The organism is Janibacter sp. A1S7, from assembly GCF_037198315.1.
Classification (GTDB): domain Bacteria; phylum Actinomycetota; class Actinomycetes; order Actinomycetales; family Dermatophilaceae; genus Janibacter; species Janibacter alittae.
In genome coordinates, this window is the sequence record NZ_CP144913.1 from 494,319 (window position 1) to 512,867 (window position 18,549).

General features: G+C 69.1%; 17 protein-coding genes. 16 read left to right on the forward strand and 1 reads right to left on the reverse strand.

The features are described from left to right. Window positions 1-73: 73 nt before the first annotated feature. Window positions 74-2,542: an aminopeptidase N gene (gene pepN / locus V1351_RS02420; RefSeq protein WP_338750377.1), complete on the forward strand. Its 2,469-nt coding sequence runs from the start codon at window positions 74-76 to the stop codon at window positions 2,540-2,542. Between the two features lie 67 nt (window positions 2,543-2,609). Here pepN and V1351_RS02425 read toward each other — a convergent pair whose 3' ends face one another. After that, window positions 2,610-3,620 (reverse strand): NADPH:quinone oxidoreductase family protein, encoded by a 1,011-nt coding sequence (locus tag V1351_RS02425; RefSeq protein WP_338750379.1) that lies wholly within the window; start codon window positions 3,618-3,620, stop codon window positions 2,610-2,612. A 79-nt stretch (window positions 3,621-3,699) separates the two neighbouring features. Here V1351_RS02425 and V1351_RS02430 point away from each other — a divergent pair, with 79 nt between their 5' ends. The 15 genes from V1351_RS02430 to V1351_RS02500 all read left to right on the forward strand — a co-directional run bounded on the left by V1351_RS02430 (window position 3,700) and on the right by V1351_RS02500 (window position 18,499). After that, entirely contained in the window at window positions 3,700-4,215 is a 516-nt protein-coding gene (locus V1351_RS02430; RefSeq protein WP_338750381.1) for a methylated-DNA--[protein]-cysteine S-methyltransferase, read from the forward strand. Further along, window positions 4,202-4,723, forward strand: coding sequence for an RNA polymerase sigma factor (locus tag V1351_RS02435; RefSeq protein ID WP_338750383.1), 522 nt, complete (start codon window positions 4,202-4,204; stop codon window positions 4,721-4,723). The genes V1351_RS02430 and V1351_RS02435 overlap by 14 nt, the downstream gene beginning before the upstream one ends. Further along, window positions 4,720-5,292: a methylated-DNA--[protein]-cysteine S-methyltransferase gene (locus tag V1351_RS02440; protein WP_338750385.1), complete on the forward strand. Its 573-nt coding sequence runs from the start codon at window positions 4,720-4,722 to the stop codon at window positions 5,290-5,292. The genes V1351_RS02435 and V1351_RS02440 overlap by 4 nt, the downstream gene beginning before the upstream one ends. 313 nt (window positions 5,293-5,605) lie before the next feature. Next, window positions 5,606-6,073: a (2Fe-2S)-binding protein gene (locus tag V1351_RS02445; protein WP_338750387.1), complete on the forward strand. Its 468-nt coding sequence runs from the start codon at window positions 5,606-5,608 to the stop codon at window positions 6,071-6,073. After that, complete coding sequence (locus tag V1351_RS02450; RefSeq protein WP_338750389.1) at window positions 6,070-8,478, forward strand: xanthine dehydrogenase family protein molybdopterin-binding subunit; 2,409 nt, start codon at window positions 6,070-6,072, stop codon at window positions 8,476-8,478. Before V1351_RS02445 ends, V1351_RS02450 begins: the two co-directional genes overlap by 4 nt. After that, window positions 8,475-9,329 (forward strand): FAD binding domain-containing protein, encoded by an 855-nt coding sequence (locus V1351_RS02455; RefSeq protein WP_338750391.1) that lies wholly within the window; start codon window positions 8,475-8,477, stop codon window positions 9,327-9,329. The genes V1351_RS02450 and V1351_RS02455 overlap by 4 nt, the downstream gene beginning before the upstream one ends. Window positions 9,330-9,332: 3 nt before the next feature. Then, entirely contained in the window at window positions 9,333-10,241 is a 909-nt protein-coding gene (locus tag V1351_RS02460; RefSeq protein ID WP_338750393.1) for an SRPBCC family protein, read from the forward strand. An 87-nt stretch (window positions 10,242-10,328) separates the two neighbouring features. Then, window positions 10,329-11,672 (forward strand): MFS transporter, encoded by a 1,344-nt coding sequence (locus tag V1351_RS02465; protein WP_338750395.1) that lies wholly within the window; start codon window positions 10,329-10,331, stop codon window positions 11,670-11,672. Window positions 11,673-11,749: 77 nt separating this feature from the next. After that, on the forward strand, window positions 11,750-12,712 hold the full coding sequence (locus tag V1351_RS02470) for a phosphotriesterase family protein (protein WP_338750397.1): 963 nt from the start codon (window positions 11,750-11,752) through the stop codon (window positions 12,710-12,712). Window positions 12,713-12,825: 113 nt separating this feature from the next. Next, complete coding sequence (locus V1351_RS02475; RefSeq protein WP_338750398.1) at window positions 12,826-14,031, forward strand: ABC transporter substrate-binding protein; 1,206 nt, start codon at window positions 12,826-12,828, stop codon at window positions 14,029-14,031. Window positions 14,032-14,038: 7 nt separating this feature from the next. Beyond that, window positions 14,039-14,905 (forward strand): branched-chain amino acid ABC transporter permease, encoded by an 867-nt coding sequence (locus tag V1351_RS02480; protein ID WP_338750400.1) that lies wholly within the window; start codon window positions 14,039-14,041, stop codon window positions 14,903-14,905. Continuing rightward, the gene (locus V1351_RS02485) at window positions 14,902-15,933 is read left to right on the forward strand and encodes a branched-chain amino acid ABC transporter permease (protein WP_338750402.1); all 1,032 of its coding nucleotides are present in this window, start codon (window positions 14,902-14,904) and stop codon (window positions 15,931-15,933) included. Before V1351_RS02480 ends, V1351_RS02485 begins: the two co-directional genes overlap by 4 nt. Next, window positions 15,933-16,712: an ABC transporter ATP-binding protein gene (locus V1351_RS02490; protein WP_338750404.1), complete on the forward strand. Its 780-nt coding sequence runs from the start codon at window positions 15,933-15,935 to the stop codon at window positions 16,710-16,712. Before V1351_RS02485 ends, V1351_RS02490 begins: the two co-directional genes overlap by 1 nt. Then, window positions 16,709-17,416: an ABC transporter ATP-binding protein gene (locus V1351_RS02495; protein ID WP_338750406.1), complete on the forward strand. Its 708-nt coding sequence runs from the start codon at window positions 16,709-16,711 to the stop codon at window positions 17,414-17,416. Before V1351_RS02490 ends, V1351_RS02495 begins: the two co-directional genes overlap by 4 nt. A 108-nt stretch (window positions 17,417-17,524) precedes the next feature. Then, window positions 17,525-18,499, forward strand: coding sequence for an IS481 family transposase (locus V1351_RS02500; protein WP_338748613.1), 975 nt, complete (start codon window positions 17,525-17,527; stop codon window positions 18,497-18,499). Window positions 18,500-18,549 lie beyond the last annotated feature (50 nt).

Here is an 18,549-nt window from a genome sequence, read left to right on the forward strand (position 1 = left end):
TCTCGTCGACGCGGCGGCTCAGTTCAGGGTGCTGCTGACGATGATAGGAGCCCTGCGGTGACAGGATGCTCGTGTGCCTTCCCTGACCCGCGACGAAGCCCTCCACCGTGCCGACCTGCTGTCCGTGACCCGGATGGAGGTCGACCTCGACCTCGACCGGGGGGCCGAGACCTTCGGCTCCCGCACCCGCATCCACCTGACCGCCAGCGGCACCGGGGCGACCTTCATCGACTGCAAGCCGGTCACGTTGCACTCGGCCACGCTCGACGGCGAGCCGCTCGACATCGACGGACTCATCGAGGGGCGGCTGCCGCTGCCGGTGACCACCGGCGAGCACGTCGTCGAGGTCGAGGCGACAATGGGATTCAGCCACGACGGCGAGGGCCTGCACCGGGCGACCGACCCTGCTGACGGCGAGGACTACGTCTTCAGCCACCTCTTCCTCGACGCCGCGCCCGCGGTCTTCGCCTGCGTCGACCAGCCCGACATCAAGGCGCCCTACACCGTCACCGTCACGGCCCCGGCGGAGTGGAAGGTCATCGGCAACGGCGCTGCGACGACTTCCGAGACGGGAGTGTGGCACCTCTCGGAGACCAAGCCGCTGTCCACGTACTTCGTCGCGTTGTGCGCCGGACCGTACGTGTCCGTGCTCGACGAGCACGACGGCATCGAACTCGGCCTGTGGGCACGTGCGTCGATGGCCGGGCAGCTCGAGGAGCACGCGGACGAGATGCTCGCGGTGACCCGCGCCAGCTTCGACTACTTCCACTCGATCTTCGGGATCCGCTACCCCTTCGACGACTACGACCAGGTCTTCGTCCCGGAGTTCAACGCCGGTGCGATGGAGAACCCGGGCTGCGTCGTGCTGCGGGACTCCTACCTCTTCCGCGGAGCGGTGGGGCGCGACGAGCTGCTCACCCGCGCCAACACGATCAGCCACGAGATGGCCCACATGTGGTTCGGCGACCTCGTCAGCCCGCAGTGGTGGGACGACCTGTGGCTCAACGAGTCCTTCGCCGAGTACATGGCCCACCGCTGCCTCGTGGAGGCCACGGACTACTCCGAAGCGTGGATCGACTCGACGATGTCGCGCAAGTCGTGGGGCTACTCGGCCGAGCGCAAGCCATCGACCCACCCCGTCGCCGGCTCACCCGCTCCGGATGCGAAGTCCGCCCTGGCGAACTTCGACGGGATCTCCTATGCCAAGGGCGCCGCTGTCATCCGCCAGCTGATCGAGTTCATCGGCGACGACGCCTTCCTCACCGGTATCCGCGACTACCTGACCGCGCACTCCTTCGGCAACGGCACCCTCGCCGACTTCCTGCGCGCGATGGAGGAGGCGAGTGGGCGCGAGCTGGACGGGTGGAGCCGCGCCTGGCTCGAGACCGCCGGCGTCGACGCCGTCGAGGTGGCCAGGATGGCCGGCACCGTCTCGCGCACCGCCCCGGGTGCGTATCCCGCCGACCGTCCGCACGTCTTCGACATCGCGACCTACGACGGCGGGGTGGAGACCTCCCGGGTCGACCTCACTCTCGAGGGCTCGCAGGCGCCTGTGCCCGGCGTCGACCTGGAGGCGCCGCTCGTGCTGCCCAACGCCGGCGACCGCACCTGGGCCACACCGGTCCTCGACGAGCAGTCCCTCGACTCCCTGCGTGGGCAGCTGCCGTTGCTGTCCGACGCGCAGGCCCGAGCGGTCATCTGGGTCGGGCTGCGCGACGGCGTCGCCACGGCGCGGGTCGACCCGCGCCTGCTCGTGGATCTTGGTGAGGCGGCACTGGTCACCGAGGACAACGACTCGATCTTCTCGCGCGCCGGGATGCACCTGACCGGTCGCGTCATCCGCGTGCTGCTCCCGGATGCGGAGCAGCCCGCGGCCCGGGCCCGCATGGCCCGCGTGGGTGAGAAGGTCCTCGCCGCTGCCGAGCCCGGGTCCTCACGGGCGCTGCACGCAGCGCGTCTGGTCGCGCGCACCACCGACGACGTCGAGGGGCGCCTCGTGCCCTGGTCGCAGGGCCGTGACCTGCCCACCGGGCTCGAGGGCGACGTCGACTTCCGGTGGATCCTGCTCGGCCAGCTCAGCCGTCGTGGTGTGATCGGCGCCGCGGAGATCGACCGCGCCCTCGAGGAGGACCGGACGATGACCGGTCAGCTCGGTGCGCTCACCGCGCGAGCGGCGATCCCGACCGTGGAGGCGAAGGGGGAGGCCTGGGCGGACCTGACGACCAACCGGGAGCGCAGCAACCACGAGCTCGTCGCGATCTCGGCCGGCTTCTGGGGTCCGGAGGACCTCTCGCTCGTCGAGCCCTACGTCGAGCGGTACTTCATCGAGGTCCCGCTGATGACCCAGTGGCTCGGCGAGGACGCCCTCTCCCGGGTGGCCGCCATGAACTACCCGTCCCGCTTCGTCAACGAGGGGACGCTCGCGCTGTCACGAGCCTGCCTCGCCCGGGAGGACCTACAGCAGGGGGTACGTCGCCAGATGGTCGACGCGCAGTCCGAACTCGAGGAGGCCCTCGCGTCGCGGACGGCATTCCCCGGCTGAGGCGCGCCGCCCCCTTCGCACCTGCTCGGGCTCTTGCGGCTCGGTGGGCGGTCCCTTCCGCAACTGCTCATGCTCTTGCGGATCGAGGGGCCGCCGTGACGACGATCCGACCGGTGCTCGAGCCGCCGGCGATTCGGGTGAGGGCGTCGGGGACCTCGTCGAAGGCGAACGTCTCCGCCACCAGCGGCTCGATCCGTCCCGCATCGGCCAGGCGGACCAGCTCGGCGTGGCAGTCACGGATCGACTGCGGCTCGTGCTGCTCGTACAGGCCCCAGTGCAGGCCCAGGATCGTGTAGTTCTTCACCATGGCATGGTTCAGCCGCGGCTCGGGGATGCGCCCGCTGGCGAACCCGACGACGATGATCCGCCCCTCGAAGGCGATGCACTTCGTGCTCGCGGTGTACGCCGAGCCGCCGACCGGGTCGTAGACGACGTCGGCGCCGTGCCCGTCGGTGACCTCCTTGACCCGGGCGATGATGTCCTCGCTCTTGCGGTCGATGACGACGTCGCAGCCCATCCGCTGGGCGATGGCGACCTTGTCCTGACCTCCGACCACGCCGATGACCCGCGCTCCCGCCGCCTTGCCGAGCTGCACGGCAGCCGACCCGACGCCACCGGAGGCGGCGTGGACCAGGAGGTCCTCCCCCTCGCGCAGTCCGGCCCGACGGTGCAGTCCGAACCACCCGGTCTGGTAGCTGATCATCAGGGCGGCGCTCGCCTCGTCGTCCAGGCCAACCGGGGCCGAGAAGGTCCGACTCGCCTCCATCAGGCACTCGCTCGCGAACCCACCGTGCGGCACCGCGGTCCCGCCGAGCACCCGGTCGCCGACGGCCACGTGGGTCACGCCCTCGCCCACCTCCAGCACGTCGCCGCACACCTCGAGGCCGGGGACGAAGGGAGGATCGGGCCTGACCTGGTAGTCGCCGGCGCACATCAGGGTGTCGGCGAAGTTCACCGCGCTCGCACGCACCCGCACCCGCACCTGTCCGGGGCCGGGTGCCGGGCTGGGTGCCTCGACGAGGGTGAGGACGTCGGCCGGGGTGCCGAGCTGCTGGGCCTGCCATGCGCGGATGCTCATGCCGGGGAGGGTACTGACCTCACGGATCCGTGGGCCCGTGCGTTCACATGGTGTGACGACATCCACCATGATCGACCCCATGACCACCCGGCACGCGCTGCTCCCGACGGGGATCGGTGAACTCACAGCCGTCCTCGGCGGGACCGGGCGCGGCACGGTGCTCGTGGGCCTGTACTTCCCGGGGCACTGGACCCTGCCGGACCCCGACACCTTCGGCCCGCTCACGGAGAGCGACGAGCCGGTCCTCACGTCCCTCGCGACCCAGCTGGGGGAGTACCTCGACGGGGAGCGACGCGACTTCGACCTGCCGCTCGACCTGCGCGGCGGTGAGCACCACGGCCGCGTGTGGGAGCGGCTGACCCGCATCCCCTACGGGGAGACACTCACCTATGGCGTCCTGGCCGCCGAGCTGGGCGGCGCGGCCCAGGCGATCGGTCGGGCCGTCGGCGCCAACCCGATCTCGATCGTCGTGCCCTGCCACCGGGTCGTCGGGGCGGGCGGAGCCCTCACCGGATACGCGGGAGGCATCGAGCGCAAGCGCCGGCTGCTCGCGCTCGAGGAACCGGCCGCGGAGGTCCGCGATGCCCTCTTCTAGTGGAGATGCGGCGAGTCGGTTCCCCCGGAGCGACGGAGGAGCTCCGAAGGCGCCTTTCGAGCTCGTCGTCGCCGAGCACGGACCGCGGGTGCTCGCGATCTGCCGGTCGCGGCTCGATGCGGCCGACGTCGACGATGCGTGGAGCGAGACCTTCCTCGCGGCGCTGTCCGCGTGGCCGGACCTGCCGCCCGACCTCGACGTCGCTGCGTGGTTGGCGACGGTCGCCCGTCGCAAGTGCACCGACGTCCACCGGGCCAGGGTCCGGCGCCGCACCGACCCCGTACCCGAGTTGCCGGAGGTCCCCACCCAGGGGGCCGAGGCGGAGGACGAAGGGCTGTGGCGTCACGTGGCCCGGCTGCCCACCAAGCAACGCCAGGTGATCACCTACCGCTACCTCGGGGGGCTGTCGCACGCCCGGATCGCCGGGCTCGTCGGCGGCACCGAGGCAGCATCCCGTCGCGCAGCCAGTGACGGTCTGAAGGCCCTGCGCGAGAAGGAGATCCGATGAACCACCTCAACGACCTGCACGCTGATCTCGTCGAGCGCGCTGTCGCAGCAGACCTGCTCGACGTCGCCTACCGCGTCCTCGACTCGCCCCTCGGTCCGCTGCTCGTCGCGGCAACGGGTGCGGGTGTGGTGCGGGTGGCCTTCGCGCTCGAGGACCACGACGCGGTCCTGGCCGACCTCGCCGACCGTGTCAGCCCCCGGGTGCTGCGCGCTCCTGCCCGGCTGGACGCAACCGCGCACGCGCTCGCCGACTACCTCGAGGGGCGCTCGCAACGGGTGGAGGTGCCTGTCGACCTGCGCCTGCTCAGCGGCTACCGCCGGGAGGTCGTCGGTGCCCTGCCGGCGATCGGGTACGGGAGCACCACCACGTACGCCGAGCTGGCGGCCGCAACGGGACGACCCCGTGCGGTCAGGGCCGTCGGCAGCGCCTGCGCCAACAACCCTGTCCCGGTGGTCCTCCCGTGCCACCGGGTGCTCCGCAGCGACGGGAGCGAAGGGGGTTACCGCGGCGGCCCCGAGGCGAAGCGGCAGCTGCTCGCGCTGGAAGCCACCCCCTTCGCACCTGCCTAGGCTCGTGCGCTGTCCGGGCGCACGCCCGTGGCCACTGCTTGGGCTCCTGCGGCGTACGGACCCTTGCCGAGACACCCGCAATGGACCATGATCCGAGCATGGACCCGACAGTGGCGTCGGTGGATGTTGTGACCGACCGTCTCGCCGCACCCGGGCCCCGCTCTGACCTGACGCCGCCCGGTGGGGGGAGCCCCTGATCGACGCCTGCGGGCCGATCCGGCACACGGACGGCGCCGGGGAGCAGACGACAGGGCTCCGGCACTCCCGCACCACCAGAGCACGACCTGACGGCACACCAACGAAGGAGTCAACGATGACCCGGATCAGTGTCCAAGTCGACGGTGTCGAGTACACCGACGACGTCGAACCACGCACGCTGCTGGTGCACTACCTGCGTGAGCAGCTCGGCAAGACCGGGACGGTGGTGGGGTGCGACACGAGCAACTGCGGCGCGTGCACCGTGCACCTCGACGGTTCGAGCGTGAAGTCCTGCACCGTGCTGGCCGTCCAGGCCGACGGCCAGGCGGTCGACACCGTCGAGGGTCTGGCGACGGACGGTGAGCTGCACCCGATGCAGCAGGCCTTCACCGACTGCCACTCGCTGCAGTGCGGATACTGCACGCCGGGGATGATCATGGCCTCCATCGACCTGCTCAAGGAGAACCCCGACCCCACCGAGGAGGAGATCCGCCTCGGGCTCGAGGGCAACCTCTGCCGGTGCACCGGGTACCAGAACATCGTGCGGGCCGTGCAGCAGGTCGCGGGCGGTGAGCGGTCATGACCGCCGTCGACGACAAGCCCACCAGCACGACCTCGCAGATCGGCGCCTCGCGCAAGCGCAAGGAGGACCGCCACCTCATCACCGGCCGGACCACCTGGGTGGACAACATGATGCTGCCGGGCATGGTCCACCTGGCCATCCTGCGCAGCCCGATGGCCCACGCGAAGATCGCCTCGATCGACGTCAGCGGCGCTCGCACGGCGCCGGGCGTCCTCGGCGCGTGGTCGGGTCGCGACTTCGCCGATGTCCAGGGCGACCTGCCATGCGCCTGGCCGGTCACGCCGGACATGGTCAACCCCGGGGCGCCGTCCCTGGCCGTTGACCAGGTGAACTTCGCCGGCGACGCGGTCGCGGTCGTCGCCGCCCGCACCAAGGGAGAGGCCGTCGACGCGCTCGAGGAGATCGACGTCGACTACGAGCCGCTGCCGGCGGTCCTCGACCTCGAGGCCGCGCTCGCCGACGGGGCCGACCTCGTCCACGAGTCCGCGGGCACCAACAAGTCCTACACGTGGGAGCTCGACTCCGCGGCCGCCGGCTCCGGGGGGTCGGTCGAGGACGCCGCCCGCGACGCCGAGGTGACGGTGAAGCGGCGCTTCATCCAGCAGCGCCTCAGCCCGGGCTTCATGGAGCCGCGCTCCGTGGTCGTCCAACCGGCCGACGAGGCGGTGACGATCTGGTCGAGCACGCAGATCCCGCACATCCTGCGCACGATGCTCGGCCTGACCCTGGGCATCCCGGAGCACAAGGTCCGGGTCATCGCACCCGACGTCGGTGGTGGCTTCGGCGGCAAGATCACCATCACCCCGGAAGAGGTCATCGCGACACTCGTGGCCCGCGCACTCGGCCGCCCGGCCAAGTACACCGAGTCCCGCTCGGAGTCGATGTCGGCCGCGCACCACGGTCGAGGTCAGATCCAGGACCTCACCATCACCGCCACCCGGGACGGGAAGGTGACCGGACTGGACGTCCACCTCATCGCCGACATGGGTGCCTACCTGCGGTTGCTCACACCGGGCGTACCGGTGCTCGGGGCATTCATGTTCCCCGGCATCTACAAGTTCCCGGCCTACCGCTTCCGCTGTGACGGGGTCTTCACGACCAAGGTGCCCACCGACGCCTACCGGGGCGCGGGCCGGCCCGAGGCCACCTTCGGCATCGAGCGGATCATGGACGAGCTCGCGGCCGAGCTGGACATGGACCCGCTCGAGCTGCGCCGCAAGAACTGGATCACGCACGAGGAGTTCCCCTTCACCACCGTCGCAGGGCTCACCTACGACTCCGGCAACTACGAGGCGGCGACCGACAAGGCGCTCGCGCTCGCCGGGTGGGACGAGCTGAAGGCCGAGCAGGCCCGGCGTCGCGAGAGCAACGACCCCATCCAGCTCGGGCTGGGCATCTCGACCTTCACCGAGATGTGTGGTCTGGCGCCCTCGCGGGTGCTCGGCTCCCTCGACTACGGCGCGGGCGGCTGGGAGAGCGCATCGGTGCGGGTCCTGCCGACCGGCAAGGTCGAGGTCGTCACGGGCATCAGTCCGCACGGCCAGGGGCACGTCACCGGCTTCAGCCAGATCGTCGCCGACCGGTTGGGGGTGCCCTTCGAGGACGTCGAGATCATCCACGGCGACACCGAGAGTTCGCCGAAGGGGCTGGACACCTACGGGTCCCGGTCCTTGACGGTCGGTGGGGTCGCGGTCGTCCAGGCGGTCGACAAGGTGATCGAGAAGGCTCGCCGGATCGCTGCGCACATGCTGGAGGCCGATGAGGCCGACCTCGAGTACGCCGACGGGACGTTCTCCGTCGTCGGTGCCCCCGGCTCGTCCGTGCCCTTCGGGGACATCGCCTTCGCGGTGTTCTCCGCGCACGACCTGCCGGACGGCATGGAGCCCTCGCTCAACTCGGAGGCCACCTACGACCCGGGCAACTTCTCCTTCCCCCACGGGACACACCTGTGCGCCGTGGAGGTGGACACCGAGACCGGCCATGTCGCCATCCGCACCTACGCCTGCGTCGACGACATCGGGACACCGATCAACCCGATGCTCATCGACGGCCAGGTGCACGGTGGACTCGCCCAGGGGATCGCCCAGGCGCTGTTCGAGGAGGCGGTCTACGACGACGCGGGCAACCTCGTCACCGGGTCCTTCGTGGACTACACGTTGCCCACGGCGGCGGACCTGCCCACCTTCCACACCGACCGGACGGTGACCCCGTCCACGGACAACCCCTTGGGGGTCAAGGGCGTCGGCGAGGCCGGCACCATCGCCTCCACGCCCGCGGTCGTCAACGCCGTGGTCGACGCGTTGCGGCCCTTCGGCATCAACGACATCACGATGCCGTGCACACCCGAGAGGGTGTGGCGCGCGATCCAAGACCACACCAATGGTTCGCAAGGAGCAGTGCGATGATCCCGTCCCAGTTCGACTACGTGGCACCGCAGACGGTCGAGGAGGCGCTCGCCGCGCTCGCGCAGCACGGTGACGACGCCAAGGTCCTCGCCGGGGGCCAGAGCCTGCTGCCGATCCTGCGGCTGCGGATGAACTCCCCGGAGACGGTCATCGACCTCGGCCGCATCCCGCAGCTGCGGGAGATCACCGACGACGGCGACGCCGTCGTCATCGGCTCCATGGCCACCCACGACGAGACCCGCAAGCACCCCCTCGTCGTCGAGCACGCCACACTGTTGTCCGTGGCGCTCGCCCAGGTGGCCGACCCGCAGGTGCGCCACCGCGGCACCGTCGGCGGCGCCCTCGTGCACGCCGACCCCGCCGGCGACGTCGGCGCACCCGCCCTGGCGCTCGATGCCGAGATGGTCGTCGTCGGCCCGAACGGCTCACGCACCATCGCAGCGGAGGACTTCTTCGTCGGGCTCTTCACCAGCGCAGTGGGGGAGGACGAGCTGCTCACCCAGATCCGCATCCCCAAGCACACCGGATGGGGAGCCCACTACGAGAAGTTCGTCCGCGTGGTGCACCAGTGGTCGCTCGTCGCGGTGGCTGCCAACCTCACGGTCGAGGGCGGCAGCATCGCCGATGCCCGGGTGGCGTTGACCAACATGGGCGCCACCCCCCTTCGTGCCCGATCCGTGGAGCAGGCCCTGATCGGGCAGGCTCCCACGGCCGACGCCGTCCGCGAGGCGGCGGCGAGGGCGGCCGAGGGCACCGACCCCCCTTCCGACCTCAATGGCGGAGCCGACTACCGACAGCACCTCGCGGGCGTCCTGACCCGCCGAGCGGTGCTTGCCGCAGCAGGAGTGTGAGTCATGGATCTGGAGCACCAGTTCACCGTCAACGCGCCCATCGACACCGCCTGGGCCACGATGATGGACATCGAAGGGGTCGCCGAGTGCTTCCCGGGAGCCGTCCTGACGTCCGCGGACGGCGACTCGTTCGACGGGACGGTCAAGGTCAAGCTCGGACCGATCGCCATGGTCTACAAGGGCAGTGGGTCCTTCGTCGAGCGGGACGACAGTGCCCACCGGGCCGTCATCGAGGCCAAGGGCAGGGACAAGCGCGGCAACGGTACGGCCGGGGCCACGGTGACGATGAGCATGACCGAGTCCGGCTCGGAGACCTCGGTCACCGTCGTGACCGACCTCAACGTCACCGGCAAGCCCGCGCAGTTCGGTCGCGGGGTCATGCAGGACGTCTCGGACGCACTGCTGGGGCAATTCGTCGACTGCCTCGCGACGAAGGTGACCGGCCCGACCGAGCAGGAGTCGGCACCATCGGCGGCGGAGGCACCCGTATCGGCGGGTGCGCCGGCCGGCGACTCCGCTCCTGCCGGCGCCGACCCGGGCACCGCTCCCGCGGCGAGTTCGGGCTCCGGCGCGACCGGGGCCGCAGCCCCTGCGGCGGCGGCCATGCCCGCGGCGGCTGCCACGGGGGCCGCCGCATCCTCGGGACGGCCCCCCGAGTCCGCGGCGCCCGCGCAGCCCGCTGCCACGGGGGCGGCCCCACCCTCGGCCTCCGGGGCCTCGACGGGCACCGCCGGAGCGAGGTCCGGCGGTGGTTCCGGCGATTCCCTCGACCTCGGCGCGGCGGTGCTGCCTGCGCTCATGCGCAGCTACGCACCGTATGGGGTCGTCGGGATCGGTGGGCTCCTGCTCGGGTACCTGCTCGGTCGTCGTCGCAGGGCGGTCTCCCGCGACCGCAGGAAGGACGAGTCCTGACCACACGGCTCTGATCGAGGCACCTGCGGGATCGGGGCCCTCCTCCTGGTGGAGGATGGCCCCGAACACTGATGCGGGAGGATCTCCATGACCAGTAGCCCGAGCCCGTCCCGAGCCGATCGGTTGGGCGGGTTGCCGTACACGCGACGCCACACCCGGCTGCTCGTCGGCTCCGGTGTCGGATGGGCCCTCGACGCGATGGACGTCGGGCTGATCTCCTTCGTCATCGTCGTCCTCGCCGAGCAGTGGGGCCTGACGACGAGCCAGAAGTCGTGGATCGTGACCATCGGTTTCGTCGGGATGGCGATCGGCGCGACGCTCGGCGGACGGTTGGCGGACCGCTTCGGCCGGCGGGCGGTCTTCGCGACGACGTTGGTCGTCTACGGGGTGGCCACCGGCGCGTCCGCGCTCGTGGGTGGGGTCACGCTCTTCCTGGTCCTGCGGTTCTTCGTCGGGCTGGGGCTCGGTGCGGAGCTGCCCGTCGCCTCGACGCTCGTGAGCGAGTTGTCCCCGACGCGCATGCGGGGACGTCTCGTCGTTGTGCTCGAGTCGTTCTGGGCGGTGGGCTGGATCCTTGCCGCCGTCATCGGCTTCTACGTCATCCCGCACGGGGACGACGGCTGGCGCTGGGGTCTGGCCTTCGGTCTGGTCCCGGCCGTCTACGCCCTCGTCGTGCGCTTCGGTCTGCCCGAGTCGGCCGCCTGGTTGGACACCCGTGGGCGCCACGAGGAGGCCGAGGCGGTCGTGCGTGCCTTCGAGGAGTCCGCAGGCGTCGACGCGCAGGCGGCGGTCAGGGCGAAGGGGGAGCCGGCCCCCGTCGATGCCGTGGTCGAGGCGCACGGGCTGTGGTCCCCGGGACTGCGGCGGCGCACGGCGGGCATCTGGATCGTGTGGTTCGCAGTGAACTTCGCCTACTACGGCGCGTTCCTGTGGATCCCGTCCCTGCTCGTCGCCCGCGGTCACGACGTGACGACCTCGTTCATGTACACGCTGATCATCACGCTGGCCCAGCTGCCCGGCTACCTGCTGTCCGCGGTCCTCGTGGAGGTGTGGGGTCGGCGGGCGACGCTCGCGGCCTTCCTCGTCGGCTCCGCCGTGTCAGCATGGTTCTTCGGGCAGTCCGACTCGGTGACCTCGATCATCGTCGCCGGCTGCGCCCTCTCCTTCGCCAACCTCGGTGCCTGGGGTGCGCTCTACGCCATCACACCGGAGATCTACCCGACCGCGGTGCGCGGGTCGGGTGCCGGTGCCGCGGCGGGGTTCGGGCGACTGGCCTCGATCCTCGCACCGCTGCTGGTGCCCTTCCTCCTCGAGCGCGGCGGGGCGAGCGGGGACGTCCTCGTCTTCTCCATCTTCACCGCGGCCTTCGCCGTCGCCGCCGCCGCGAGCTTCCTCCTGCCGGAGCTGAGAGGACGACAACTGGCCGAGTGAGGGCAGGTGGCCACGCTCTTGAAACTCGATTCAGGTACCTCTAGTCTCCGAGGACACAACTCGACGAGAGGCTTCACATGGTGGCCGTACCGACCGTGACCGGGAGCGTTGACTCCGCCGATCTGGGCCGTGTGCTGGCCCACGAGCACGTCTTCGTGCTCGGGGAGGAGTACCGGCAGAACTACCTGGACGACTGGGACGAGGACACCACGGTCGCCGAGGCGGTCGAGGAGCTGGGGGCGCTTCCGTCCCTGGGCATCGACACCATCCTCGACCCCACCGTCCTCGGGCTCGGGCGCTACCTGCCACGGGTGCAGCGCGTCGCCGAGCAGATCGACCTCAACGTCGTCGTGGCCACCGGTCTGTACACGTACAACGAGATCCCCTTCCAGTTCCACTACAGCGGACCGGGGTTGCTCTTCGACATGCCGGAACCGCTCACCGAGCTCTTCCTCACGGACCTGCGGGAGGGGATCGCAGGCACCGGTGTGCGCGCCGGTTTCCTCAAGTGCGCCATCGAGGAGCAGGGTCTCACCCCGGGGGTCGAGCGGGCCATGCGCGCGGTCGGCCAGGCGAGCGCCCAGAGCGGTGCTCCCATCACGGTGCACACCAACCCGCACACCGGGTCGGGCCTCGTCACCCAACGCGTGCTTGCGGAGGAGGGCGCCGACCTGTCGAAGGTGGTCATCGGCCACTCCGGCGACACGACGGACCTCGACTACCTGATGACGGTGGCTGACGCCGGCTCCTACCTCGGCATGGACCGTTTCGGCCTGGACGTGCTGCTGCCCTTCGAGGACCGGGTGGCGACCGTGCTGGAGCTGCTGCGGCGGGGCTATGCGGAGAAGATGGTGCTGGCCCACGATGCCGCGTGCTTCATCGACTGGTTCGACCCCGAGGCCAAGCGGCAGGTCGTGCCCCGGTGGAACGTCCGCCACATCAGTGAGGACGTCATCCCCGCCCTGCTCGAGGGCGGTGCCAGCGAGCAGGACATCGACACGATGCTCGTGACCAACCCGAGGGCGTACTTCGAGCGATAAGTGCGCCCGGGTGGTCGGTGAAGCCATCTGTTGACAGGGTTGCGGCGCTTCCATAAGGTCGATGAACTTGAACTTGAACGCAGGTTCATAATTGATCTCAATGAGGAGACACGATGGCTGCAGCATTGTCGAAGCGCGCGATCCGCGGTGTCGCCACCATGGCCAGTGGTGGCCTGGTGGCCACGTTGGCAGCGTGTGGAGGCTCCGGAGGGGGTGGCTCCGACTCCGACACGATCACCATCGGCTACTCGGCAGGGATCAGCGGGGGGGCCGCCGAGTACGGCAAGAACGTGCAGAACGGCCTGCAGATGGCCATTGACCAGATCAACGAGAAGGGCGTCGAGGTCGATGGCACGGACTACACCGTCGAGCTGGAGAGCCTCGACGACCAGTACCAGCCGGGTACGACCGGGACCAACGCGCAGCGCCTCGTCGAGCAGGAGGGCGCCACCGTCGTCTTCGTCCCACACGCCGGTGGGATCAAGGCGGCCCAGGAGCTGAACTCGGGGCGCACCGAGTTCCTCATCGGTGCCTACAGCTCCGACCCGGAGATCGTCGAGAGCGGCAATCCGCTCACGGTGATGATCCCGCCGTCGTTCATCAGCTACGTCGCTCCGTTCATCAGCAAGGTCGACACCCAGGGCAGCGGCAAGCTCGGTCTCCTCTCGACCTCGAGCGAGTTCGGCCAGCAGTGGACCGAGGCCATGACGAAGGCGTGGGAGGAGAAGGGTGGCGAGGTCCAGGAGAGCAACAACATCAACTACGCCACGGTCTCCGACTTCGCCGGCCCCGTCTCGAAGACCTTGTCCGGAGACCCGGACGTGATCCTCGTCGGTGGGCCGTCGCAGCCGACGGCGATCATCATCGAAGAGGCGCGCAAGCAGGGCTTCAAGGGGTCCTTCATGATCAACGACCAGGCGAAGTTCGAGGACATGGAGGAGTTCACCGATCCCGCGAACCTCAACAACTCGGTCGGGGTCGCACCCCTGACGGCGTTCGAGGGGACACAGGAGTTCATCTCCTCGTACAAGGAGAAGTACTCCACGGACAAGCCGGTCAACCCGGACATCGCCCTGAACTACCAGGCGCTGCCGGTCTTCATCAAGGCCATGGAGTCGGCGGGAACCGTCGATGACCCGGCGGCCATCCGTGAGGCCATCAGCGAGAGCATCGACACGGTCGATCCCACGTTCCGAGTGGCCTTCTCGCCCGACCGCGTCACCGACGCGGGGCACTTCATCGCGGACGACCTCAAGGCGGGGTACCGCACCAAGGACGGGCAGTACGAGACCTTCTCGATCGACCAGCCCAAGGAATGAGCGTCGAATGACCCTCTTCCTCCAGCAGCTGGTCAATGGCCTGGCCCTGGGCGGCATCTACTGCCTGGCCGCCGTCGGGTTGACCCTGGTCTTCGGGGTGCTCGGATTTCCCAACCTGGCCCACGGGGCGATCTTCATGCTCGGCGGGTACGTCACGTATTCGCTGCTCGTCGACGGCGGCCTGCCCTACGTGGTCGCGATCCTGTGCGCGGCGCTCATCCTCGCGGTCATCGGGGTGGTCTTCGAGCGGCTCATCTTCCACCCACTGCGAAAGGCGCCGCACACGCACCACATGATCGCGACGGTCGGGGTGATGTTCTTCCTCATCGCTGTGGTCCAGGAGATCTGGGGCACGGGGTTCCTGCGCATGGACTCTCCCTTCGCCGGGCGTCTGACCGTCGTGGGAGCCCAGATCTCGTGGCAGCGGATCATCATCATCGTGATTGCCATGGTCGTGCTGACCGCGCTGACGTGGTTCCTCAAGAAGTCCGTGCACGGCCAGGCGATCGAGGCCGTCGAGCAGGACCGCACGGGTGCCACGCTCGTCGGGATCAACCCCAGCGTGGTCTCGATGGTGACCTTTGCGGTGTCCTTCGCGCTGGTGGCCATCTCGGCGGGCCTGGTTGCGCCGATCCAGCTCCTGTCGCCCGCGATGGGCGAGTCGCTGAACCTGATCGTCTTCGCGATCATCATCCTGGGGGGTCTGGGTTCGCTTCCCGGCGCGATCATCGGGGGGTTCGTCATCGCCATCGCTGAGGTGATGGCCTCGACGTACATCTCGGTGGCAGCAGGAGAGGCGGCGGTCTTCGTCGTCCTCATGGGCGTCCTCGCGGTCAGGCCGACGGGACTGTTCGGAACGGTGGAACAGCGATGATGGAGAAGATCAACCCGCGTCTGCTCGGTGTCGCCCTCATCGTGATCGCGCTTGTGGCGGCGCCTCTCGTCCTCAACGGCCAGCCCTACCTGATCCGCGTGGTCACGACGGCGACGATCTACGCGATCGCCGCCTACGGGATGAACATCATCCTGGGCCTGACCGGTCAGCTGTCCTTGGCGCACGGGGCGTTCTTCGGGGTCGGCGCCTACGTCGTGGGACTGCTGACGACCGACTACGACTGGTCCTTCTGGGGCTCCTTCCTGCTCGCGATCGTCATCACCACGGTCCTCGGCTACGCCTCCGGCCTGATCGCGCTACGGACCCAGGGGGCGTACTTCGCGATCTTCACGATGGCCCTCGGCTTCCTCATCTTCATCGTCATCACCCGCTGGGAGTCGGTGACGCACGCTCACTCGGGCGTCAGCGGGGTGAAGTTCCCGGAGAACATCGGGCCCATCGACTTCACGCAACCGACGACGATGTACTACTTCGTGCTGCTCATCCTGGGCGGCGCCGCGTACACCACCCACGCGCTGCTGCGGTCCAACGCTGGCCGGTCCCTGGTGGCCATCCGCACGTCCGAGGACCTCGCCAAGTCCATCGGCGTCAACGTCGCCGTCAGCAAGCAGCTCGCCTTCACCGCGTCAGCAGGTACGGCCGGTCTGGCGGGTGGGTTGTTCGCATCCCTGACCGGCTTCATCGGTCCCGACTCGGCGGCCATCGATGTCACCTTCGAGTTCCTGCTCTTCCTGCTCATCGGTGGCATGGGGACGGTCATGGGACCGATCATCGGGAGCCTGCTCGTGGCCTTCCTCTTCGAGGCGCTGCAGGATCTGCAGTCCTACCGGTTCATCGTCCTGGGGCCGATCATCGTCCTGCTGGTCATCTTCGCGCCGAAGGGGATCGTCGGCTACCTCAACGACCTGATCCCCTCTCACCGCGGGCGGCGGCGGGCTGCACGGCGACCGGAGACCTCCGACGACGAGACACCAGAAGCCCGGAAGACGAATGAGGAGGTGCGCTGATGCTGCTCCAGGTACGCGACCTCAGCAAGACGTTCGGTGGTCTCGACGCGGTCAAGGGCGTCGACCTCGACGTCCCGGAGGGGCAGGTCACGGCCATCATCGGACCGAACGGTGCCGGCAAGTCGACCCTGTTCAACCTGCTCGCGGGCTTCTACAGACCGACATCCGGGACCGTGACCTTCGACGGAGCGGACATCACCGGACAGAAGCCCCACCGGACGGTCCGTGCAGGGATCGCCCGGACCTTCCAGACGACGCACCTCTTCGATGGCGCCACCGTGCTCGAGAACGTCCTGGCCGCCTGTGTCGTACGGGGTCGGTCCAATCCCCTGGACGCAGTGCTGCACACACCGCGGTACCGCCGTGACGAGAAGGCGAACCACGAGAAGTCGATGGAGGAACTGGACTTCGTGGGCGCCGCCCACCTGCGCGACGAACTCGCCTCGACTCTCCCGCAGGAGACACAGAAGCGCATCTCGATCGCCCTGGCCCTGGCCACCGAGCCGCGGCTGCTGCTCCTGGACGAGCCGGCTGCCGGGACGACCGACGAGGAGACCGAGTCCTTCGGCGATCTCATCCGGCAGATCGTCGCGCGTGGGATCTCGGTCTGCCTCGTCGAGCACAAGATGTCCATGGTGATGAACTTGGCCGACCAGATCGTCGTCCTCGACCACGGCCAGCGCATCGCCCTGGGTAGCCCGGAGGAGATCAAGAGGGACCCGCTCGTCATCGAGGCGTACCTCGGGGTCGATACGAGAACGACAGGAGCGCCATCATGATGACCATCACCGGACTCAGTGCCGGCTACGGCGCGGGCAACGTCCTGCACTCCGTCGACGTCACTGCCCCGACGGGTGAGTTGACGGTCGTCCTCGGGTCGAACGGAGCGGGCAAGTCGACGCTCTTTCGCGCCGTCAGTGGAGTGCTCCGACCGTCCGGTGGGCGAGTCGACTTCGCGGGTGAGGACACCACGAGGAGCAGCACGGCTGCGCTGGTGCGCAAGGGACTGGCGCACTGCCCCGAAGGGCGGCACCTCTTCCCGCGCATGTCGGTGGAGAAGAACCTCGTGCTGGGGGCGTACACCGGCCGCCGGCACAAGGACCGCGTCCGAACCCTCTTGGACCGGACCTACGAATTGTTCCCGGTGCTCAAGGACAAGCGGACCCAGTCGGCCGGGTCCCTGTCGGGGGGGCAGCAGCAGATGGCGGCCATCGGCCGCGCCCTGATGTCCGACCCGAGGATGTTGATCCTCGACGAGCCGTCCATGGGGTTGGCACCCCTGATCACACAGCAGGTCTTCGATGCCATCGTCGGGATCAACAAGGAGGGCATCGGCGTGTTGCTGGCCGAGCAGAATGCGACCTCTGCCCTGCGAATCGCCTCGTCGGGCTATGTCATGGCCGAAGGGCGGATCGTCCTGTCCGGCGCCGCCGCAGTCCTCGCGGGGGACCCGGCCGTGCAGCAGGCATACCTCGGGGTCTAGTTGTACCCGGCCGACAGGTTGGTGACACTCCGGTTGGGTCGTTGACGTAAGGGAGGACCCCCGGGTGCGGTGGGTGATGTCTAAGTCGCCGACCGACCGGAGGTCCTCGTGTCCCACAGTAATGCCCGACTGACCGTGCGTGGTCGTCAGTTGTTGGTGGAGCGGGTCTGCGAGCAGGGGTGGGCTGTGGCCCACGCCGCCAAGGCCCAAGGCGTTTCCCGCCAGTGCGCCCACCGGTGGATCAACCGGTTCCGTCAGGAAGGCCCGGCCGGTCTGCACGAGCGTTCCTCGCGTCCGCACCACTGCCCGCGCCAGACCCCGGTCGAAATCGAAGAGCAGATCGTGGCCACCCGCCGCCAGGAACGTCGTGGCCAGGACTGGCTCGGTCCCGAGCTCGACGTGCCCGCCCGTACCGTCTCTCGGGTCCTACGACGCCATGGCGTGCCCTACCTGCGCGAGTGCGACCCGCTGACCGGGGAAGTCATCCGCGCGTCGAAGACCACTGCCGTGCGCTACGAACGCGAGCGTCCGGGCGAGTTGACCCACGTCGATGTGAAGAAGATCGGCAAGATCCCCCACGGTGGTGGGTGGAAGGCCCACGGACGGGCAATGGGTTCCACCGCGGCGAAGAAAAGGGCCCGCATCGGCTACGACTACGTCCACTCGATGGTCGATGACCACTGCCGGCTGGCCTACAGCGAGATCCTGCCCGACGAGAAAGGGCGCACCTGCGCCGGGTTCATCAAGCGCGCAGCCGCGTACTTCGCCGACCACGGCATCACCACGATCGAGCGGGTGATGACCGACAACCACTTCTCCTACCGCAACTCCCACGACGTGCGCGAGGCGATGGAGGAACTGGGCGCCACACACAAGTTCATCCGGCCCCACTGCCCCTGGCAGAACGGCAAGGTGGAGCGGTTCAACCGCACCCTGCAGACCGAATGGGCCTACCGAGAAGTCTTCACCAGCAACGACCAACGCTGCGCTGCCCTTGCGCCCTGGCTCGAGCACTACAACACTGAACGCCGCCACACCGCACTCGGCGGTCACACCCCGACCAGCCGACTGTCACCAACGTGATGGCCGGGTACATCTAGTCGGCCCGGCTCGACCATCCCCTCCCTGGTGGG

Coding starts and splice junctions, on each gene's coding strand:
- V1351_RS02445 (WP_338750387.1), top strand. CDS start 5,606: ATGACCCGGATCAGTGTCCAAGTCGACGGTGTCGAGTACACCGACGAC.
- V1351_RS02455 (WP_338750391.1), top strand. CDS start 8,475: ATGATCCCGTCCCAGTTCGACTACGTGGCACCGCAGACGGTCGAGGAG.
- V1351_RS02490 (WP_338750404.1), top strand. CDS start 15,933: ATGCTGCTCCAGGTACGCGACCTCAGCAAGACGTTCGGTGGTCTCGAC.
- V1351_RS02435 (WP_338750383.1), top strand. CDS start 4,202: ATGCCCTCTTCTAGTGGAGATGCGGCGAGTCGGTTCCCCCGGAGCGAC.
- V1351_RS02450 (WP_338750389.1), top strand. CDS start 6,070: ATGACCGCCGTCGACGACAAGCCCACCAGCACGACCTCGCAGATCGGC.
- V1351_RS02475 (WP_338750398.1), top strand. CDS start 12,826: ATGGCTGCAGCATTGTCGAAGCGCGCGATCCGCGGTGTCGCCACCATG.
- V1351_RS02460 (WP_338750393.1), top strand. CDS start 9,333: ATGGATCTGGAGCACCAGTTCACCGTCAACGCGCCCATCGACACCGCC.
- V1351_RS02480 (WP_338750400.1), top strand. CDS start 14,039: ATGACCCTCTTCCTCCAGCAGCTGGTCAATGGCCTGGCCCTGGGCGGC.
- V1351_RS02440 (WP_338750385.1), top strand. CDS start 4,720: ATGAACCACCTCAACGACCTGCACGCTGATCTCGTCGAGCGCGCTGTC.
- V1351_RS02430 (WP_338750381.1), top strand. CDS start 3,700: ATGACCACCCGGCACGCGCTGCTCCCGACGGGGATCGGTGAACTCACA.
- V1351_RS02465 (WP_338750395.1), top strand. CDS start 10,329: ATGACCAGTAGCCCGAGCCCGTCCCGAGCCGATCGGTTGGGCGGGTTG.
- V1351_RS02495 (WP_338750406.1), top strand. CDS start 16,709: ATGATGACCATCACCGGACTCAGTGCCGGCTACGGCGCGGGCAACGTC.
- V1351_RS02470 (WP_338750397.1), top strand. CDS start 11,750: ATGGTGGCCGTACCGACCGTGACCGGGAGCGTTGACTCCGCCGATCTG.
- V1351_RS02485 (WP_338750402.1), top strand. CDS start 14,902: ATGATGGAGAAGATCAACCCGCGTCTGCTCGGTGTCGCCCTCATCGTG.
- V1351_RS02425 (WP_338750379.1), bottom strand. CDS start 3,620: ATGAGCATCCGCGCATGGCAGGCCCAGCAGCTCGGCACCCCGGCCGAC.